This window comes from Hydrogenophaga sp. BPS33 (genome assembly GCF_009859475.1).
GTDB lineage: Bacteria > Pseudomonadota > Gammaproteobacteria > Burkholderiales > Burkholderiaceae_C > Hydrogenophaga.
The window spans coordinates 3,901,376-3,921,762 of the sequence record NZ_CP044549.1 but is presented as its reverse complement, the minus strand read 5'-3'; the positions used below and the strand labels follow the sequence as shown (position 1 = coordinate 3,921,762).

Below are 20,387 nucleotides of genomic sequence, written 5' to 3'. Positions count from 1 at the left end.
TAGGGACCGCAACGGGTGCGCACTACCACGCGCCCGGCAAGGCTGCTATTCGCTTTGCGCCCATGGGCCGCCCTGGGCGGCGCTCGAGACTTCAGGCTTTGCGCACCTTCACCGTGTACTTGCCCATGCCGTTGGCGCGGTTGTAGTGCCGCACCTGCACGTAATAACGCCCGGGGATCAGGTCGGCGCGGATGAGCGCGTTGGTGTCCACGCCGCTGTCGTCGTCTTCGGCGATGACGGCGGTCGCGCTGTCGGGGCCGAAGAGCTTCATCACCACGTCGGTGGAGCCGCGCGTGTCCACGGTGTGGCTGCCGCCGTCGGACACGGTGAACTGGAACAGGTCTTCCTCGCCGAACTGGCCGATGGCGGCCGAGGTGCGCCGGGTCGCGCCGACCTTGAGTTCCTTCGCATCGATCACGGTTGGCGCCGGCTTGGGGTAGGCGCGCGCGCCGCCGATGAAGGCCTTGTCGTTGGCCGAGAGCACCGGGTTGGCGCGCGTGCCCTTGCCGCTCTGGACCCAGCTGTCCGGGAAGAAATACAGCATCACCGAATCGGGGTCGAAGGCGGTGCCGTTGATCTGGTCGGCGCGGTATTTGTTGAGCACGTTGTGGCGGATGGTGGCTTCGCTCCAGTTGTTCGGCGGACCCGAGAGGTCGCGGATCACGGTGGCCTCGTTCCACTCGATGCCACCGGCCGGGTTCTGGTGCTCGTGCATGAGGCCGATGGCGTGGCCGAATTCGTGTGCCACCGTGCCGCCGTCCATGAAACCCAGGTTCATGGTGGGCTGGTCCGTCGGGATGCCGCGGCAGTCGGTGCCCACGTAGGACCAGGCGCCTTTGGTGGTGTCGAAGGCGACGCGGATCTCTGCATCGGGCGCATTGTTGAAATCGAACGTGAGGTTGGCATGCGCGGTCCACCAGGCGGCCTGTTCGCGCACCTTGGCCTGTTGCTCCGCCGTGCCGCCCATGAAGCGCACGCGCAGGGTGCTGCCGTTCATCCAGAGCTTGCCGAGCAGGGCAATGGCACGCGTTCGGCCTTCGCTGCGCGTGGTGGGTTGGAAGCGCATGAGCTCGGCGGGCAGCACGCGCTGGGTGCAGACGTGAACAGGGTGGGTCATGGCGTTCTCCAGGTGAGGATTCAGGGCTGGCGCACCAACCGCAGGGGCGATTCGGCCTGCTGCCCGTTGCTCCAGAACGTGCCGGTGAGTTCGCGCCCGTCGGCGCTGGCGTTGAGCACGACGCTGCCGGTGTCCAGCGGACCGCGGCCATCGCCCGTGAGGGCCTGGTACGGCATCTCGATGCGTGGCACGCCCATCACATTGCCAAGCACGCCACGGCCGTGGTAGCGCACCTCGTTGACCACCAGGCCCTGGCCGCGCATGCCGTTGGCATAGGTCTGCCATTCGGGGTACCAGCCTACGGGAAAGGGGTCGGTCTGCAATTCCACCAGGTTGCCGACCACCGTGAGCTGCACGCGCAGGCGCCGGTTGGATTCGTCGATCGCCCACCAGATGCCCGCCACGTTGGCCGCGGGCGGCACGATGGCCTGCAGCGCCTGCTGCCCCAGGGCGACGATCGGGTCCGGGCCGCCGCTGGCCACCGGTTCGTCCTCGCCTTCGAATGCCGAGACCAGCAGGCCCAGCACGAACAGTCCGACGAAGAAGGCGCCCACCCACATGAGGCTGCGTTGCATGCGCTGGCCCATGGTGCGCTTGGGCTTGTCCTGCTCGTCGGCGGCGTCGCGCTTCGGGGCGATGCCGTGGCTGCGCAGGTCGGCCACGATGCGCGCCAGGTCGGTGGCCCAGTCTTCGGTGCGCAGCTTCAGGGCATGGGCCTCTTTCAGAAACCGCAGCGGCTCGGGCAGTTCGGCGTTGCTGGGGACCGTCATGCCTTCGGTGAAGAGCGGAATGACGATCGCGCCATGTTGATGCGCGGTGAGGATCTCCCCGCGGATCGGGTCGTCCTCGTGGTCGATGCGCCGCCCGCCCTCGGGGTGCTGCATGCCCAGCAGGTCGGGTGTGAAGAGCAGCAGCACCACCGGTTTGTTGCCCAGCGCGGCCATGATCGCACTGCGCCACGAGGTGCCTCCTCGCAGGTCTTGCTTGTCGAAGAACACCTGGTCTTCGCCGTAGAGGCGGCTGAGGTCGGCGCACAAGCGGTCGGCGTCCTTCTTGCCGTCGGACGCGCGGTAGCTGATGAAGATACGGTTCATGGCGCCGCGGCGGTGCTCAAGCCGTACCCAGGCCGCCGTACCCACGCAGCCGTTGCAACACCTCGGCCGCGGCGCGTGCGTGGGCGCCGTTGCCGCCCTCGTGCTGTTCGAGCACGAAGGTGAGCTGGTCGGCGACCGACGCCCACATCCATGGCGTGCCCGCGCGCTGGTGCAATTCTTCGAAGGCCGCGAGCAGCGTGGGCGCCGCCTGGTGCAAGCTGCGGGTGGCCAGGGCTTCGTACACCCCGAGCTCGGGCAGGCCGGCCACGCTCCAGAAGTCCGGGTCGTCGCGCCGCTTGTGCTCCAGGCTCTCGCGCACGCGGCGCAGGCGCTGCGCGTCCGGGCCCGGCCAATGTGGGTCGTTGCCGTGTGCCACCAGTTCGGCGGCGAGCAGGTTCAGGGCGGGGTAGAAGGCGTCGCTGCGGCCGTCCTGAATGGCCAGGGCCTCGGCATGGCCGTAGTGCTCGGCCATGCGGGCAGCGGCCTGTGCGCGTGCCGCGTGGGCACTGGCCACGCCTTCGAGCATGGCCAGCCGCTTGCAGGCGGACCCCAGCAGGCTCTCGCGTTCCACGGTGGGCGCCACGGTGACCAGGGCTTCGAGCATGCCCAGCGCGGCGGTGATGTCGGCGCGGCTTTGCGCCAGCAGTGGCTGCAGTTGAGCGGCGCTGGCATGGTGACGACGGGCACGGTCGACGCGTTCCCAGGCCTGCCGCGCGGTCAGGTTGGCTAGCTGCTCGCTGGCCTTGACCGAGGCACTGCCGTCGTTGGCCGCTACCGCGCGGCGGTACCAGTGCAGCGCCTGCTCGATGTCGTTCGCGGCCTTGAAGGCTACGCCAAAAGCCTCGGCCACCGCGCCCATGCCGCCCCAGTCGGCCTCGAAGCGCGCCTGGAGGTAGCGGATCTTCTCGCGCTGGCTCTCGGGCGCGGCGCCTTGCGTGGCGCTCTGGATGGCCAGGGTCTCCAGGGCGAGGGCCAGTGCCACGGGGGTGGCGATGCCGGCGTAGACCTGTGCCAGTGGCGCGGGCGTGCGCCGGGCCTCGGCCTCGTCGGCCTGCCAGACCCATTCCGGATCGCCGTAGCACTGGTAGGCGGCCCAGGTGTTGCCGCCGGGGCTGGCGGCATAGGCGGCGGTGCGCGCCGCCTGCACCGCGTCCATGAAGCGCCGGCCCGACAGCAGGGCCTTGTAGAAGGCCACGGCGAACTGGTTGGCCGCGTCGTCCTCCACCGCCCAGCCGGCGGCCACCACGCAGCGCACACCGATGCGGATCAGCTGCTTGGCCACGCCCGCGGCGAAACGCGCGCGGTCGTAGCCCTCCTGGAGGAGCTTGCTGGGGTCGGCTGCAAGGTGGCAGCAGTTGAGGAACACCAGTTCGGGCACCACCCGCATGGCCTGCACTTCGCGCGGTCCGAGGAAGGTGCCGTCGCTGAGCACCACGCCGCGCAGCAAGGGCGGCTTGCCTGGGCGTTCGAGCTCGGGTTCGCCATGGCCGGCAATGTGCACGATGCGGTAGCGCCGCGCGAGCAGCGCGTTGGTGACGGCTGCCGCGTCGGGGCCGCAGCCGTCGTCGGGGGCGATCAGCGCGTGTACCCGGTCGCCGCCAAGTACCTCGCCGAGCGCGTCGCGCACCGCCTCGGCCTCGGCGCGCGCCGAGGGCAGCGGTGGGTACAGGGCGCTGTCGCACAGCGGCTCGCCGATCACCAGCACCGCGTCCTCCAGCCGGGCGTCGCTCACCTGGGTGCGGAAGGCCACGGTGCGCAGGCGGCGCAGCAGCTTGTTGCGGATGGCCCAGGGCGCCTGCGGGCCACCGCGGCCATCGTTCGGCGCATCCAGCAATTCCCAGGGAATGCCGGCGGTGCCGTCGTCCAGCTCCAGCAGCAGTTCGCTGGTGCCGCCCAGGCTGGCCTCCATTTCCACCGGCACCAGCAGCTGGAACAGCGTGCGGCCGATCTGCGGGTCGCGGTTGGCATCGTTCGAGGCGCGGCGCACCAGCTCGCCCACCAGTTGGGCCTGGGTCGCCTGCGCGCGCACCTCGGCGCGGGCGCGCTGGGTGTCCAGCGTGTAGACGATGCTGGGTTCGCCGGTGTCGTCGGTCTGCGTCACGGCGCTGATGAAATCGTAGGCTGTGCCCCGGTAGCCGCTGTCGAGCGGGCGGCGCAGCGCGCCGATGCCGGACTCCACCGTCGGCGTGAGCACGAAGTGTTCGGGCGCGGCCTGGCTCAGCAGGCGCAGCGCGCTCCAGGCTTCGGTAGCGCGGTCGAGGTAGAGCTCGACCAGGCGCAAGTGGCTGACCTGCGGCCAACCGCCGGCGGCCAGTTTTTCGTTCGCCTCGCGCACGCCCTGGGCCACGGCCTGGGCTGCGGTGGGCACGCTGATGCCGCTGCCCCCACTGCCGATCAAGGTGCAGGCCATCTCGAACTGGGCCGTGCCCTGGCCCGGTGTTTCCGCCACGCGCTGCGCCCAGGCCAGCGTGGCCTGGCGCACCGTGGCGCTCAGCGCTGCGCTGCGCAGCTTGCCTTCTTCGCCCAGGCCCGCCACCACCACGTGCGGTGGGCGCGGCAGGGCCAGCGGGTTATCGGGGTCCTGCCGGTTGTTGGTGAAGATCTGGTGCGTGCCGGTGGCCTCGGGGTACAGGCCCGCGGCCAGCGAGGCCGACATCACGCCGCCGATGAAGCGGTCCACCACCCCTTCGGTGCCCGTGAGTGTGGACGACACGTAGTGGCCGACCATCACCGTGTGGCTCACGAACTTGAGGTTGGCGTTGATGACCGTGATGCGCAGCGCGGTGTGGGCCGGTGCGGTGGCGGCGGGCGCCTCGTCGGCGAAGCCGAGCACTTCGCGGGCATCGGCAGGCGGCTCCACAAGCAGGTTGCGCTGCCGTGAAGGCCGGCTGCGCGCCAGGGCGGCGGGCGTGTCCGCGCCGGTGCCGCGTGTGGCAGGCACCGTGGTGACCAGCGGCAGGCGCTGGGTGTCACCGTGTTGCAGCAGGTCCAGGTAGGCCTCGAAGGCGTGTGCCACGTCCGGCAGATCGCCGTGCGGGGCATCGACTTTCCAAGCCCGCACGCCCGGCAGCAGCGCGCTGGAGAGCGTGACGCGCCCGTCGCCGCCTTCGGGCTGGTTGAGGTAGACCAAGCCTTCGCGCGCATCGATCTCGAAGCCGGCCGGTGTGCTCGACGCCCGGCCCACCACCATGACCACACGGTCCCGGAACCCGGCCAAGGCCTCGTCGCGCTGGCGGTCCAGCCGCTGGCGCAGGGCCACCGCGCGGTCGAGCACGGCCTGCGGAGGAACGCCCCATTGGTAGATGGTGCGCAGGCTGTCCTCGCCATGCCAGAAGTTGGCCTGCTCCAGCGTCTGCATGTCCTGCTCGGCCAGGGCCTGCCAACGCGCGCTCTGCGCCAGGCCTTGCGCGGTGTCGAGCAGGCCGGCCTGCAGCTGGATCAGACCGGGCATGGCGGCCATCAGCTGGCGTGCCTTTTGGTCCCGGAAGGGCAGGCCGAAGGAGGACAGCGCATTGCCCATGGTGTCGTCGCCGGTGAGCACCTGCATGGGCGCGTACGAGCCGCCGTTGGGCGTGCCCAGCATCAGCAGGCGCGAGCCCGGGCGTTCGAGCCAGCGCTGCCAGACGTCGGGGCGTTCCAGCTGCACCGTGCGCGCGACCACGCCGCCCATGGAATGCGCGATCAGCCGCACCGGCTGGCCGGTGGTGGCGCGTGCGCTCAAGGCCTGGTCGATCACGCCCGCCAGGCGGGCGGCCTCCTCTTCGATCGGGCGGCGCCAGTCGAACGAGAACTCGATCACCTGGTGTGTGGCCGAGAGGAACTCGGCCAGGGCGTCGTAGACCATGCCGATCGGCCCGTCCGCCTGCACATTGTTCGCGCCTTCCTGGTAGCCCAGCTTGTCGAGGCCGCCGAGGATGCGCATGCTCAGCCAGACGCGTTTGCCATCCACCGCCAGGTGGCTGCCCAGAATGCCGGGCAGCAGGATGACGGCGGGGCGCTCGGCCGCTGCAGCCTCGGTGCCCGCACGGGCGCGGCCGCGCAAGCCGTCGCTGGTGCTGCCGGCCCAGGACATCGGGCCGATCGGGCGAAAGCCGGCCGGCGTGTCTTCGATCAGCGCGCTGCAAATGGCTTCGGCCGTGCGCGGGTGGCTGAAGTAGGCGAAGTGCGTCACCTTGCCGCCGCGTTCCAGTACGAAGGTGGCCGCCGCGTGGCCGCCCGCTGGCGCGCGCGGCGTGCCGCCGTACATGGAACGCGTCTGCACCACCAGGTCGTTGTCGGTCCAGTAGAAGGCATCGGCCAGCAAGGTCTTGACCCAGGACATGATCGAGTCGCCCTGGATGTCCCCCGCCACCACACGCAACTGCCCCGGCAGGGGCGCGCCGCCGTCGCTCTCGTGCAGCCATTGCACCAGCGGGCTCAGCGGCGTCATGGCCTCCAGGCCGGGCAGCAAGGCCGGGTCGGTGCGCTGGCTGGCGACCTCGCCGATGAAGTCGATCAGCAAGGGCGCGACCGGGATGTTGGCCAGCTCCAGCGACCACTTGAGCACCGACACATAAGCGTCCAGCCGCTTGGACGCGAGCAGGGTGCCGCGCGCCGGGCAGGCCACGCGCACCACGCGTTCCACGCGCACGTCGCGGCCCTTGAGCTCGGCGGCCAGTTCGCGCAGGGCCTTGAGCTGTTGGCGGTGGGCCGGGTCCTTGAACGCGGTCAGCGGGCGTTCGTCTAGCTCGGGGCGTGCGCACACGCGCGCCAGCACCTCGGCCACCAGCCCGCCGCGCGAGTGGGTGAGCAGGTGCAGCCGCGCTCCTTTGGGCAGGGCGCGCGCGAGCAGGAGCGCGTTCTCGATCGGGCTGGCCAGCAGGGTGGGGTGGTCCAAGCCGTAGACACGGTCGCCATAGCGCGCGAACAGCTCGCGCACCTTGTGTGGGTGTTCCTGCCAGAGTTTGCCGAAGGTGCCCTGGGTGTTGGAGAAGGTGCCGTGCAGCAGCACCAGCACCGGCGCGTCGGGCTGGTCGGGCAGCGGGATCTTGTCGAGCTTCGGACGGCCTTTGAGCGGCGCGGAGAAAGCGTCGGCCCGCAGGGCGTATACGCCGGGATCGACCTGCCCGTCCACGCGCGCGCCGATCTTCGCCGCGGTGAGCTTGGCCGCAGGCTCCTTCAGCAGGCCGGTGACCACTTCGATGGCCGAGAGCAGCACCTCGCCCATGCGCCCGCGCGCAGTGCCGCGCGTGGCCGCGCCCGCCTGCTCCAGGCCCTGCCAGCTGAGCTGCGTGGGCACGTTCACGTCGTTGGGCAGCGCTTGACCGCGCGAGCGGCCAGCGGCGGTGCTGCGCGTCAGGCCCGATTGCGCCAGCATCAGGTCGCGTGCGGTCTCGGGGTGCAGCATGAGCGAGGGGCCGTTGCTGATGTGCAGCACCACGGCGTCCAGGCCGGGCCGCGCGCTCACACGCACGGTGTCGCTGCTGCCGCGCATGGCGCCCACCACCACGCGCTGCGTGAGCGTGCCTTGGCCGCCGAACGACGACAGCGATGCGGCGCTCGTGGCGCCGCCCCGCGTGGCGCCTGCCATCGGCTGCGGTTGGCCCCGCACGATGAAGGTGATGGCCGGGGCAGAGGAGGGGGTTTTCATGCGGGCACTTTCTTCATGGGCGGGCGGCGATCGGGCTCAGGTTCTGCTGCGCGCCTTGGTTGCAGCCTTTCGGGCGGGAGGTTTCGCCGCCGCCTTGCGCGGCGTGGCGCGTGTCGGTGCCAAAGCCCGCTGCGCGCGTGAGAGCACGGCAGCGCCGGGCCCCGAGCGCGTGGCGGGCAAGCGGCTCACGAAGTCGTTGCAGACCCAGCCTTCCAGGTCGGTGCCGCCGACCACCGCCACGCGGCTCCAGCGGTCTTGCGGTTCGAGCAGCACCAGCTCGGCGCCCCGTTTGAGCGCGGGCGCGACCTTGGGGAATTCGGCGCCCGGACCGCTGCGGATGTTCAGGCTGGAGGCATTGACCACCAGGCGCGGCGACACATCGGCACCCCGGCCGACGGCGCGCGCGCGCACCGCGCCAAGCGGGAACGCCGGGCCCGGGTCGATCTTGCGGCCGCGCGCCACGTCTTCGTGGCCCAGCACGTCTTCCAGGCCGTAGTGCGCCACCAGCAGCTCGCAGAGTTCAAGCGCGCGCGCGATCTGCACCTCGGTGTAGTGGTGCCAGGGCTTCACGCCGCCGCCATGGCGGTGTTCGGCCAGGCGCACTTCGTCGTCGGGGTAGGGTTTGCCGAACCACGACACATAGCGTTCGCCATCGCGCTGCAACAGGCCGGCGTTGTCCATCTCGATGCCGATGGCGTGGTGGTTCAGCCCATCGAGCCCGTTCCACTGGCTCACACCGGCGTGCCAGGTGACCACGTTGAACGGCGCGAGCTGCACGATGCGGCCATCGCGCCCGAGCACGATGTGCGCCGACGCATTGCCCTGCGGCTTCTTCGTGCACAAGGACTCCACCGAACTCTCCAGGTTGCGGCCCGCGGTGTAGTGCAGCAGCACATAGCGTGCGCGCAGGCTGCCGCCCGCGTTGGGTGTCTGCCGAAAGCTCACGTCGTCGCCGGTGAGGCGGTGGTCCTGAATACCCAGCATGAGACCTCCTTGGTGGGAGAAGCGGAAATGCAGTGGTGCGGCTCAGACCGCGAAAGGCGCCTGCTTCAGAAAGGCCGCCGCAGGACCGAGCGTGAACAGGTTGGGCGATTGCGAGGGCGGCATGCCCGCTCGGATGCGCGCGTGGAAGCTGGCGTAGCTCCCCTTGAATCCCCCGTTGTTCCACACACTCAGCAACTGCTCGGTGAAGGCCCCGTTGTGGTTGCCGTCCATGGAGAACTGGTTGTCCTGGCATCCCGAGATGAGGATCAGCGAGGGTGAGAACTTCTTGACGATGGCGGTGAGCCGGGTGCTCACAGTTACATTGGCCAGGGCGGTGTCGGGATCTTCCACACGGCCGCCCGCGGCCTTGGCCACATCGCTCTGGAGCTTGTCGTAGAAGGCTTTGTGGCCCGCGTAGACCCGCAGCGCGACAGGGCGCGGCATGATGCGCGGGCGCTGCTCGGGCGTTGCGGCGGCGGGCACGCGGGCACGAACGACGGTGCCGCTGTGGCAGCTGTCGGAGAGCACCAGGATGCGCACACCCGCCTTGAAGCGGCTCAGCTCGTAGTACAGCTCGTCGTCGATCAACTGGCCGTCGAACAGACACCAGGTTTCGTCCAGCTTGTCCTCTTCCTCGCCGCTCACATCGGGGATCTGTCCGCCATGGCCGGAGAAGGTCATGAAGAAAAAGTCACCGCTGACCAGCGCCTCGGCGGCCTTGCGGATCGCCGCCAGCACCTGTGCCCGTGTGGCCTTTTTGGTGATGAGCAAGCTGCTCTTGATGCCCTGGGCCTTGGCCAGCGCGGCCATGTCGTGCGCGTCGAATTCACAGGCCGCCAGCGGCCCGGTCCAACCTTCGTAATGGGCCGCGCTGACTTCGTTGAGACCAATGTGCAGCGAGTGGGCCTTGGGCCTCTTGGATTCGCTGGTTGCCTTGTTGACCATGGCGCTCCTCCCGGGTGGTTTCTGAATGTGAAATCCGTCGCGGATTCTGTAGTGTCCGCCGGGGTCAGGCAAATGGCAACTTGTAAATAAATGTGGCCACGCGGGCTTCCCCCGGGTGGCCACGGTCGGACGGGCGTTGGACTTTTTACTTGGCAGGCTCGGCCGGCGCGGGCGCAGCGGGTGTTGCCGCCGGTGCTGCGGGTGCTGCCTGTTCGGCGTGGGGTGCGTCCATGCCGTGTTTCTCACCACCCATGTCGATATCGCCGCCCTTCATGAGGGCGAACAGGGCAATGGCGGCAAAGATGGCGAAGGCGATGAAGATCTTGATCATGGTCTCGGATAGGGCTGAGGCATGCCGCGGGGCATGGGTTGGGCGGGAACGGACATCGCCCGCCCGCGCATTCTTTGGGCTCTGACTGACGTATCTCTGACGCGAGGCCGTTCCCCACAAGGGGAGGCCGCACCGGCCCCAAACGCCACACACTCTCTCTCTGGCGAGCGTGCCTCATCCAGAGGCATCAAGGGACGGCTGCGCCGGCCCAAGATGCCGTCCCCCCTCCAAGCGCCGAAGGCGCGCAAGAGAGGGGGGAAGCCGCGTCAGCGGCGCAGGGGGGAGTCCTATCTAGTACTCCAGGCGTTCAGGGCGGACCTCCTGCAGGATGGTGGTGGCGATTTCCTCGATCGACTTGGTGGTGGTCGAGAGCCAGCGGATGCCCTCGCGCCGCATCATGGCCTCGGCCTCGCTCACTTCCATGCGGCAGTTGGAGAGGTCGGCGTAGCGTGAATTGGGCCGGCGTTCGTTGCGGATCTCGCTCAGGCGCTCGGGCGCGATGGTCAGCCCGAAGATTTTCTTGCGGTGCTTCACCAGGGCCGGCGGGAGCTGGCGGCGCTCGAAATCCTCCGGAATGAGCGGGTAGTTCGAGGCCTTGAGCCCGTACTGCATGGCCAGGTAGAGCGAGGTCGGCGTCTTGCCGCTGCGGCTCACGCCCACCAGGATCACGTCCGAGCCTTCCAGGTCCTTGTGGCTCTGGCCGTCGTCGTGCTCCAGCGAGAAGTTGATCGCCTCGATACGGTCGTGGTAGGCCTGGCTCTTGGAAGCGTCCGAGAAACGGCCCACGCGGTGGTTGGATTTGATGCCCAGCTCGTGTTCCAGCGGTGCGATGAACGTGCCGAACATGTCCAGCAGCACGCCCTTGCACTGGGTACGGAACACGTTGAGCACGTCCAGGTCGACCACGGTCGTGAATACCAGCGGGCGGTTGCCTTCCAGATCGGCCGCATGGTTGATCTGGCGCACGGCCTGGTGGGCCTTGTCCACGCTGTCCAGAAAGGGCAGGCGCACGCGGCGCATCTGGGCTTCGAACTGGTTCAGGATGGCATTGCCAAAAGTCTCGGCGGTGATGCCGGTACCGTCCGAGATGAAGAAGACCGTGCGAAGGGCCATGGTGGCGCGTCCTTACAATGCGGAGTGTTTTGCTGGCGCCGATTATCGACCGCCCGCCGCCCCGACCCTGTTTCCCTGCCCCGGCCTCAGACCCATAACAGAACAACAGGTCACCACGCTGCGCAGGGTACGCCCCGGTTTTTTAACCTTAGGAGCTAGTCCCATGTCCCAGTTGTTTGGAGCGACAGACCTCGTCGTGCCCTTCGAGAAGTTGCGAATGAGCGACGTCGAGTCCGTTGGCGGTAAAAACGCCAGCCTCGGCGAAATGATTTCGCAGCTGCCCACCGGCGTGAAGGTGCCCACCGGCTTTGCCACCACCGCCCATGCCTTCCGCGAATTCCTCAAGCACGACGGCCTGACCGAGCGCATCAACGCGCGCCTGGACAAGCTGGACACCGAAGACGTGCGCGCGCTGGCCGAGGCCGGCGCCGAGATCCGCGCCATGGTGGAAAACCAGCCGTTCCCCGCCGATCTGGAAAAGGCCATCGCTGATGAGTTCGCCAAACTCAGCGCGGGCAATGCCAAGGCCTCTTTCGCCGTGCGTTCCTCGGCCACCGCCGAAGACCTGCCCGATGCGTCCTTCGCCGGCCAACAGGAAACCTTCCTCAACGTGGTCGGCATCGAAGAGGTGCTGCACAAGATGAAGGAGGTGTTCGCTTCCCTCTACAACGACCGCGCCATCAGCTACCGCGTACACAAGGGCTTCGCCCACGCCGATGTGGCGCTGTCGGCCGGCGTGCAGCGCATGGTGCGCTCCGACACCGGCGCGGCCGGCGTGATGTTCACCATCGACACCGAAAGCGGCTTTGAAGACGTGGTCTTCATCACCTCCAGCTACGGCCTGGGCGAAACGGTGGTGCAGGGCGCGGTGAATCCCGACGAGTTCTATGTGCACAAGCCCATGCTCAAGGCCGGCAAACGCGCGCTGATCCGCCGCAACCTGGGCTCCAAGCTGATCCAGATGGTGTTCAGCACCCCCGAGGAAAAGGCCACCAGCGGCAAGCTCGTGAAGACGGTTGACGTGCCGGTGGAACAGCGCAACCGCTACAGCCTGAGCGATGCCGACGTCGAGCAACTGGCGAGATACGCGCTGGTGATCGAACAGCACTACGGCCGCCCGATGGACATCGAGTGGGGCAAGGACGGCACCGACGGCCAGATCTACATCCTCCAGGCCCGCCCGGAAACCGTGAAGAGCCAGAGCGCCGGCAAGACCGAGGTGCGCTACAAGCTCAAGGGCAAGGGCTCCGTGCTGGCCAGCGGCCGCGCGATCGGCCAGAAGGTGGGCACCGGCCCGGTGCGCCTGGTGCACAACATCAGCGAGATGGACAAGGTGCAACCCGGTGACGTGCTCGTGACCGACATGACCGACCCGAACTGGGAGCCGGTGATGAAGCGCGCCAGCGCCATCGTGACCAACCGGGGCGGGCGCACCTGCCACGCCGCCATCATCGCGCGCGAGCTCGGCATTCCGGCGGTGGTGGGTTGTGGTGATGCGACCGACCTGCTCAAGGACGGCACGCTGGTCACTGTGAGCTGCGCCGAGGGCGACACCGGCAACATCTACGACGGCCTGCTGGAAACCGAGATCACCGAAGTGCAACGCGGCGAGATGCCGGCGCTGGACGTGAAGATCATGATGAACGTGGGCAACCCGCAACTGGCCTTCGACTTCGCCCAGATCCCCAACGCCGGCGTGGGCCTGGCGCGGCTGGAGTTCATCATCAACAACAACATCGGCGTGCATCCCAAGGCCATCCTGGACTACCCCAACGTCGATGCCGACCTGAAGAAGGCGGTCGAGTCGGTGGCGCGCGGTCACGCGTCGCCGCGCGCGTTCTACGTCGACAAGGTCGCGGAGGGCGTGGCCACCATCGCCGCGGCTTACTGGCCCAAGCCGGTGATCGTGCGGCTCTCGGACTTCAAGAGCAACGAGTACCGCAAGCTCGTCGGTGGTTCGCGCTACGAGCCCGAGGAAGAGAACCCGATGCTGGGCTTCCGGGGTGCGGCGCGCTACGTCAGCGAAGACTTTCGCGAAGCCTTCGCCATGGAGTGCGAAGCGCTCAAGCGCGTGCGCGAAGACATGGGCCTGACCAACGTGCAGGTGATGGTGCCCTTCGTGCGCACGCTGGCCCAGGCCGAGCGCGTGACCGGCCTGCTGGCCGAGAAGGGCCTGAAGCGCGGCGTGAACGAGCTCAAGGTCATCATGATGTGCGAGATCCCGAGCAACGCCGTGCTGGCCAAGGAGTTCCTGCAGTACTTCGACGGCTTCTCCATCGGCTCCAACGACCTGACCCAGCTCACGCTCGGTCTGGACCGCGACTCGGGCCTGGAGTTGCTGGCGCACGACTTCGACGAGCGCGACCCGGCGGTCAAGGCCTTGCTGCGCCTGGCCATCGCCGCCTGCAAGGCCGAGGGCAAGTACGTCGGCATCTGCGGCCAGGGCCCCAGCGACCATCCCGACTTCGCCGAATGGCTGCGCGACGAGGGCATCAGCTCGATCTCGCTCAACCCCGACAGCGTGGTCGACACCTGGAAGCAACTCGCCCAGGGTTGATCATGCTCAGAGGGTTCCGAGCAAACACCTAGGCATCACCGGTCATCGCAATGCGATGATCGGGCGATGTCCGCGCCATCCTCGACCGACACACACGACCGCCGTGCCCTGGTGCTCAAGGCGGTCTTGTTGTCGGTCATGTTTCTGGCGTCGTTCGGCGTCTGCTTCTTCGCGCGCGAACTGAGCTTCGTCGTCAACGGCTGGCCTGTGCATTTCTGGATGGCGGCCCAGGGCGCGGTCCTGGTGTTCATCGGCGTCGTCGTGGTCTACGCCGTCGCCATGCGCCGGCTGGAGAAAAACGAAGAAGAGGGCGCCAGGTCCACCGATGTCTGACGCCCCGGCCTACGCGGCCTACAAACGCCGCCTGCGCCGCATCCTGGCGTTCTACGTGCTGGCGCTCATCGCCTTCATGCTGTTGATGGCGTGGGCCGAGCACAGCGGTCTGTCGCGCCGCTGGCTAGGGCCGATCTTTCTGTTCGCAACGGTGATGATGTACGGTGGCATCGGCATCTATGGCCGCACCGCCGTGCCGGACGAGTACTACGTGGCCGGCAGGCGCATCCCGCCGGTCTACAACGGCATGGCCGCGGCGGCCGACTGGATGAGCGCGGCCTCCTTCATCAGCCTGGCGGGTGGGCTGTATCTGCAGGGGTTTGGCGGCACCGAGTGGCAGGCCGGTGGCCTGGCGTATGTGCTGGGCTGGACCGGTGGCTTCTGCCTGGTGGCCCTGCTCATCGCGCCGCACCTGCGCAGGCTCAATCTGTACACCGTGCCCGACTATTTCGAGGTGCGCTTTGGCGGGCGCTGGCCACGGCGCATCGCGGCATTCTCCGCGGTGCTGTGCTCGTTCACCTACGTGATCGCGCAGATCTACGGCATCGGCCTGGTGGCCTCGCGCCTGACCGGCGTGCAGTTCGAGATCGGCATCATGCTCGGCCTGGGGGGCGTGGTGCTGTGTTCGTTTCTGGGTGGCATGCGCGCGATCACCTGGACCCAGGTGGCGCAGTACGTCATCTTGCTGCTGGCGTTCCTCATCCCGGTGTCGTGGCTGGCGTACAAGCAGTTGGGCAACCCGCTCGCACCGTTGGTGTACGGCCAGCAGTTGACGAAGATCGCGGAGCTCGAAAAGGACTTGCTCGCATCTCCCGCGGAAAGGGCGGTGCAGGAGGCTTTTGGCCGGCGTGCCCGTGAATACGCGGTGTGGCTGCAGGATGTGGAGGGCACGCTCAAGCGCCAGCGCGCGGCCAAGCAGGAGCGCGTGCGCACCTTGAAATCGCAGAACGCCGACATGGAACTGGTGATCGCCGCTACCCGCGAACTGGCGGCATTGCCGCCCGACGTGCCCACGGCGCGCGAGCGCTGGACGCGTGCCTTGCAGGAAAGCGAAGAAAGGTCCCGGCCGCTGGGCGGGCTCATCCCGCACAGCCAGGCGTTTGCGGGCGACCCCGACGGCACGCCGGCCGAGCGTGCGGTGTTCCAGTCCGCGCGCGCCAACTTCCTGGCCCTCATGTTCTGCCTGATGGTGGGCACCGCGGGGCTGCCGCACCTGCTCACGCGCTACTACACCACCCCCTCCGTGGCGACCGCGCGCGAATCGGTCGCGTGGTCGCTCTTCTTCATCACCCTCTTGTACCTGAGCGCACCCGCGCTCGCGGTGCTGGTGAAGTACGAAGTCATGGCGAACGTGGTGGGCAGCAGTTTCGATGCCTTGCCCGCGTGGATCGGGCAATGGTCGCGGCTCGACGATTCGCTGATCTCCGTGAGCGATGTCAACGGCGACGGCATCCTGCAGTTCGGCGAGCTGCGGCTGGGGGCCGACGTGATCATGCTCGCCACGCCCGAGCTGGGCGGCATGCCTTACGTGGTGTCGGGGCTGGTGGCGGCGGGAGGTCTCGCCGCCGCGCTGTCCACCGCCGATGGCCTGCTGCTGACCATCAGCAACTCGCTGGTGCGCGACACCTATTGCCACGAGGTGCGGCGCAACGTCACACCCGAGCAGCGCGTGATCCTCTCCAAGTTCGCCTTGCTCAGCGTGGCCACGGTGGCCGCGTTCGTCGCCGCGCTCAGGCCCGCGGAAATCCTGCCCCTGGTGGCTTCATCGTTCTCGCTCGCGGCCTCGGCCTTCGTGCCCGCCATGATCATGGGCATCTTCTGGTCGCGCACCCGGGGCTCGGCCGCCGTCGCGGGCATGCTGCTCGGTCTGGGCACCACGGTTACCTACATGATGATCAATGCACCCACCGTGCGCGGCTTCTTCGGCGTGAGCGGCGGGCAGGATCTCTGGTTCGGCATCCAGCCCCTGTCGGCCGGTGTGTTCGGCGTGCCGGTGGGCTTCGCCGTGATCGTGCTGCTGACCTTGCTGCGGCGCCGTGAGACGGTCGGCGCTTAGGGCCTGTTCACCCTTTCGCACTTGGAAAAATCGTGTGAACTGGCCCTAGGGGTTTTCCCGATTTCCGTGTCGTTGGCGAGCCTGTGCCGGCGTGTGTCAGGTTCCAGTCAGACGCTCCTAAAACACTGCGATGGCTTCTCGTGCCATCCATTCAACTTAGGAGACTTCAACATCATGGCAACCTCAACGGCCAGTGCATCTGCACCGATGACCAAGGAGGAGAGGAAGGTGATCTTTGCTTCCTCTCTGGGTACGGTTTTCGAGTGGTACGACTTCTATCTCTATGGGTCGCTCGCGGCCATCATCGCGCGCCAATTCTTCTCCGGACTGGACGCCACCTCCGCCTACATCTTCGCCTTGCTGGCGTTCGCGGCGGGCTTCCTAGTGCGGCCCTTCGGCGCGATCGTCTTCGGCCGTCTGGGCGACATGATCGGGCGCAAGTACACCTTCCTGGTCACGATCCTGCTGATGGGGGCGTCCACGTTCATCGTGGGTTTGCTGCCCACCTATGCCTCCATCGGCGTTGCCGCGCCGATCATCCTCATCATCCTGCGCATGCTGCAAGGCTTGGCGCTGGGCGGTGAATACGGTGGTGCTGCCACGTACGTGGCCGAGCATGCGCCGCACGGCAAACGCGGCGCCTACACCGCGTGGATCCAGACCACCGCCACGCTGGGCCTGTTCCTGTCGCTGCTGGTGATCCTGGGCGTGCGTACCGCGATGGGCGACAAGGAGTTCGCCGAATGGGGCTGGCGCATTCCGTTCCTGGTGTCCATCCTGCTCCTGGGCGTCTCGGTCTGGATTCGCCTGAGCCTCAACGAGTCGCCCGCGTTCCAGAAAATGAAAGCGGAAGGCAAGACCTCCAAGGCGCCGCTGACCGAATCCTTCGGCCAATGGAAGAACCTCAAGGTCGTGATCCTGGCACTGCTGGGCCTGACCGCCGGCCAGGCCGTGGTCTGGTACACCGGTCAGTTCTACGCGTTGTTCTTCCTGACGACGATCGCCAAGGTCGACGCCACCACGGCCAACCTGTTCATCGCCGCTTCGCTGCTGATCGGCACACCGTTCTTCATCGTGTTCGGTTCGCTCTCCGACAAGATCGGCCGCAAGCCCATCATCATGGGGGGCTGCCTGATCGCCGCGCTGACGTACTTCACGGTGTTCCCGATGCTGCTGAACTACGCCAACCCGGCGCTGGTGGCCGCACAGCAAGCCAACAAGGTGACCGTGACGGCCGACCTGAAGGAATGCTCGTTCCAGGGCAGTCCGATCGCCCGCGACATCGATTTCCGCACCTCGTGCGATATCGCCAAGCGCGCCCTTACGCAGTCCTACATCCCTTACACCACCGTGCAAGGTGCGGTCGGCGCACCGGCCACCGTCACCATGGGCTCCAAGGTGTTGAACGCGCCCGTGGGTGTGCTCAACGACAAGCGCGATGGCTTCAGCGCCGAGAGCGGCAAGGCCATCGGCGACTTCCGCAAGGAACTGACCGACACCGCCAAGGCCGAAGGCCTGACCACGCCGGCAGACCCCGCGAAGATGAACAAGGGCATGGTGCTGCTGATCCTCGTGTTCCTCGTGATCCTGGTGACCATGGTGTACGGCCCGATCGCCGCCATGCTGGTGGAGTTGTTCCCCACACGCATCCGCTACACCTCGATGAGCCTGCCGTACCACATCGGCAACGGCTGGTTCGGCGGCCTGCTGCCGACCACCGCGTTCGCCATGGTGGCCGCCACCGGCGACATCTTCTACGGCCTCTGGTACCCCGTGATCGTCGCCGCCGGCACCTTCATCATCGGCATGATCTTCATCCGCGAGACCAAGGACGTGGACATCTACGCCCACGATTGAGTGGAAAGTGTGCATCCCGAGCACTTCGGGATGCCTCGACCCATCAAAGCCCGCCTTTGTGCGGGCTTTTTGCTGGGCGGCACCGTATGGACAAACCCCAATTCAAATGCCTGTCCCGGTATGTAAAGCTCGTTTTTGGCGATGTCCTGTGTTGAAGAACGACTTTGGAGCAGCATGAGCATTGTGAAAACCGAAGCCGGGCAACGGGTCCTGAAGGACCGGTCGGTACCCTTGACCCCTCGGCAACGTTCGGTCTTCGTCCTGATCGATGGCAAACGCTCCATGCGGGAAGTGCTGGCCGCATCCGCTGCCTTGGGGGCGGCCGATGAAGACGTCGAGCGCTTGTTCGAGCTGGGGTTGATTGCCGATGCCGCGCCCCCGCCAGCGGTGGCGCAAGCCGCTGCGGCACTGGCCCAGGAAGAGGTCGTTTCCGAGGCCCCGGAACGCAGCCCCGCGCAGCGTTACCAGGACGCCTACCCCATCGCCACCCAGCTCACTGCGGCCCTGGGCTTGCGCGGTTTCCGCCTGAACCTGGCGGTAGAGGCGGCCGGCAACTACGAGCAATTGCTCGCCTTGTCCCCGCGGATCCAGGAGGCCATTGGCGCGAAGAAGTTCGCCCCATTGGCCGCTGCCCTGGGCGGACGCTGAGGGCGGTCTGCTCACCTTGGCGCAAGGCCCAGACATCCTGTTGCTATAATCGCAGGCTTTTCGCCTTGCCACACCGCTTCCAGACGCGGCGGGTGGCTGAACCTGCTGTGCTTCGTTGCACGGTCCATCCTGAAGGAGTGTCTATGCGTCACTATGAAATCGTCTTGCTGATCCACCCGGATCAAAGCGAACAAGTTCCGGCCATGCTGGAGCGCTACAAGGGCATGATCACCGCTGGCGGCGGCAAGATCCACCGCGTTGAAGACTGGGGCCGTCGCCAGATGGCTTATCAGATCAACAAGCTGTCCAAGGCCCACTACCTGTGCGTCAACATCGAAGCCGATCAGGCCGTGATGTCCGAACTGGAACATGCTTTCAAGTTCAACGACGCGGTTCTGCGCCACCTCACGGTGTTGCGCAAGAAGGCCGATACCGGTCCTTCGGCCATGATGAAGTCGGTCGAGCGCGAAGAAGCCCGCAAGCTTCAACAGCCCGCTCCTTCCCACCAAGCGCAGGAACAGGCCGCCGCGTAAGCCCGCGGCGTGACGTCGTCATCGGGTGAACCGTCTTCAGTTGTCCGCCGTGGTGGTGCAGGTACAGAGCCTGCGTTACACACCGGCAGGCATCCCGGCCGTCAACCTCGTGCTTGAACACGAGTCCCAGGTCGTCGAGATGGACTTACCGAGACAGGTGAAATTGCAGCTGAGGGCCGTGGCCTTCGGTGCCCAGGCCGAAGTGCTGTCCCGACAGGGGCTTGACGCGGTCTGTGAGTTTCACGGTTTCATGACGAACCAGCGCAACGGCAAAGGCGTGGTGTTCCACATCCAAGAATTCAGCAAAACATAGGAAGGCCCATCATGGCTGCACCCAAACGTTTCAACAACAAAGACAAGCGCCCCAAGCGCAACACCCAGTCGCTGCTCTTCAAGCGCAAGCGCTTCTGCCGCTTCACCGTGGCCAATGTCGAAGAAGTCGACTACAAGGACGTGGACGTCCTGCGCGACTTCATTGCGGAAAACGGCAAGATCATCCCCGCGCGTCTGACCGGCACCCGTGCCTTCTACCAGCGCCAGGTCAACACCGCCATCAAGCGCGCACGCTTCCTGGCCATGCTGCCCTACAGCGACCAGCACCGCGTCTGAAAGAGAGCCTGACATGCAAATCATCCTGCTCGACAAAGTTGTCAACCTCGGCGCCCTGGGCGATGTGGTCAAGGTCAAGGACGGCTATGCCCGCAACTTCCTGATCCCCACCGGCCGTGCCCGCCGCGCGACCCAGAACGCCATTGCCGAATTCGAAGCCCGCCGTGCGGAACTCGAGAAGGTGGCCGCCGCCAAACACGCTGAAGCCCAAGCCCTGGGTGAGAAGCTCGCTGCCGTCACGGTCAAGCTGTCGCAAAAGGCTGGCGTCGATGGCCGCCTGTTCGGCTCCGTGACCAACCACGACGTGTCCGAAGAGCTGAACAAGCAAGGCTTCGCCGTGGTCAAGTCGCAAGTGCGCATGCCCAACGGCCCGCTGAAGAACGTGGGCGACTACACGGTCAGCGTCAACCTGCACACCGATGTGACGGTCGACGTGAACGTCTCGGTGCTCGGCGAAACCGCCTGAGTTCCTCGCAGCGTTCTGCCAAAAAGCCGCTGCCTTCGGGCAGCGGCTTTTTTCTTTGTGGGATATCGCGGTTGTCCCGGGTTCTGCACTCCATTCACACCGGATTTCCACAGGG

The 20,387-nt window shown here is 67.0% G+C and carries 16 protein-coding genes; 9 read left to right on the top strand and 7 right to left on the bottom strand.

The window, feature by feature from the left end; all coding sequences use genetic code 11:
• Positions 1-91: 91 nt before the first annotated feature.
• From F9K07_RS18225 to ppsR, 7 genes are all read right to left on the bottom strand, one after another.
• Positions 92-1,117: a M12 family metallopeptidase gene (locus F9K07_RS18225; RefSeq protein ID WP_159594774.1), complete on the bottom strand. Its 1,026-nt coding sequence runs from the start codon at positions 1,115-1,117 to the stop codon at positions 92-94.
• A 20-nt stretch (positions 1,118-1,137) separates the two neighbouring features.
• On the bottom strand, positions 1,138-2,211 hold the full coding sequence (locus F9K07_RS18220) for a toll/interleukin-1 receptor domain-containing protein (RefSeq protein WP_159594773.1): 1,074 nt from the start codon (positions 2,209-2,211) through the stop codon (positions 1,138-1,140).
• 16 nt (positions 2,212-2,227) lie between these two features.
• Entirely contained in the window at positions 2,228-7,840 is a 5,613-nt protein-coding gene (locus F9K07_RS18215; protein WP_159594772.1) for a CHAT domain-containing protein, read from the bottom strand.
• Between the two features lie 36 nt (positions 7,841-7,876).
• Positions 7,877-8,824: an N-acetylmuramoyl-L-alanine amidase gene (locus F9K07_RS18210; RefSeq protein ID WP_159594771.1), complete on the bottom strand. Its 948-nt coding sequence runs from the start codon at positions 8,822-8,824 to the stop codon at positions 7,877-7,879.
• A gap of 42 nt (positions 8,825-8,866) precedes the next feature.
• Positions 8,867-9,769 carry a caspase family protein gene (locus tag F9K07_RS18205; RefSeq protein ID WP_159594770.1) on the bottom strand — a complete coding sequence of 301 codons (903 nt, stop codon included), beginning with the start codon at positions 9,767-9,769 and terminating at the stop codon, positions 8,867-8,869.
• 145 nt (positions 9,770-9,914) lie between these two features.
• Positions 9,915-10,100, bottom strand: coding sequence for a hypothetical protein (locus tag F9K07_RS18200; RefSeq protein WP_159594769.1), 186 nt, complete (start codon positions 10,098-10,100; stop codon positions 9,915-9,917).
• Between the two features lie 291 nt (positions 10,101-10,391).
• On the bottom strand, positions 10,392-11,213 hold the full coding sequence (ppsR, locus tag F9K07_RS18195; protein WP_159594768.1) for a posphoenolpyruvate synthetase regulatory kinase/phosphorylase PpsR: 822 nt from the start codon (positions 11,211-11,213) through the stop codon (positions 10,392-10,394).
• A 163-nt stretch (positions 11,214-11,376) separates the two neighbouring features.
• On the opposite strand from ppsR, the gene ppsA reads away from it, so the two are divergent.
• The 9 genes from ppsA to rplI all read left to right on the top strand — a co-directional run bounded on the left by ppsA (position 11,377) and on the right by rplI (position 20,272).
• Positions 11,377-13,770, top strand: coding sequence for a phosphoenolpyruvate synthase (gene ppsA / locus F9K07_RS18190; protein ID WP_159594767.1), 2,394 nt, complete (start codon positions 11,377-11,379; stop codon positions 13,768-13,770).
• 66 nt (positions 13,771-13,836) lie between these two features.
• Positions 13,837-14,103: a DUF4212 domain-containing protein gene (locus F9K07_RS18185; protein ID WP_159594766.1), complete on the top strand. Its 267-nt coding sequence runs from the start codon at positions 13,837-13,839 to the stop codon at positions 14,101-14,103.
• Complete coding sequence (locus F9K07_RS18180; RefSeq protein ID WP_159594765.1) at positions 14,096-16,159, top strand: VC_2705 family sodium/solute symporter; 2,064 nt, start codon at positions 14,096-14,098, stop codon at positions 16,157-16,159. The genes F9K07_RS18185 and F9K07_RS18180 overlap by 8 nt, the downstream gene beginning before the upstream one ends.
• A 174-nt stretch (positions 16,160-16,333) precedes the next feature.
• A complete protein-coding gene (locus tag F9K07_RS18175) occupies positions 16,334-18,016 on the top strand; it encodes an MFS transporter (protein WP_159594764.1) in 1,683 nt (560 codons plus the stop codon).
• Between the two features lie 174 nt (positions 18,017-18,190).
• Positions 18,191-18,664, top strand: a complete 474-nt coding sequence (locus F9K07_RS18170; RefSeq protein WP_159594763.1) for a hypothetical protein — start codon at positions 18,191-18,193, stop codon at positions 18,662-18,664.
• A 143-nt stretch (positions 18,665-18,807) separates the two neighbouring features.
• Positions 18,808-19,197, top strand: coding sequence for a 30S ribosomal protein S6 (gene rpsF / locus F9K07_RS18165; protein WP_159594762.1), 390 nt, complete (start codon positions 18,808-18,810; stop codon positions 19,195-19,197).
• A gap of 40 nt (positions 19,198-19,237) precedes the next feature.
• Positions 19,238-19,510 carry a primosomal replication protein N gene (gene priB / locus F9K07_RS18160; protein WP_236581322.1) on the top strand — a complete coding sequence of 91 codons (273 nt, stop codon included), beginning with the start codon at positions 19,238-19,240 and terminating at the stop codon, positions 19,508-19,510.
• 11 nt (positions 19,511-19,521) lie between these two features.
• On the top strand, positions 19,522-19,806 hold the full coding sequence (gene rpsR / locus F9K07_RS18155) for a 30S ribosomal protein S18 (protein WP_159594760.1): 285 nt from the start codon (positions 19,522-19,524) through the stop codon (positions 19,804-19,806).
• A 13-nt stretch (positions 19,807-19,819) separates the two neighbouring features.
• Positions 19,820-20,272, top strand: coding sequence for a 50S ribosomal protein L9 (gene rplI, locus F9K07_RS18150; protein ID WP_159594759.1), 453 nt, complete (start codon positions 19,820-19,822; stop codon positions 20,270-20,272).
• Positions 20,273-20,387 lie beyond the last annotated feature (115 nt).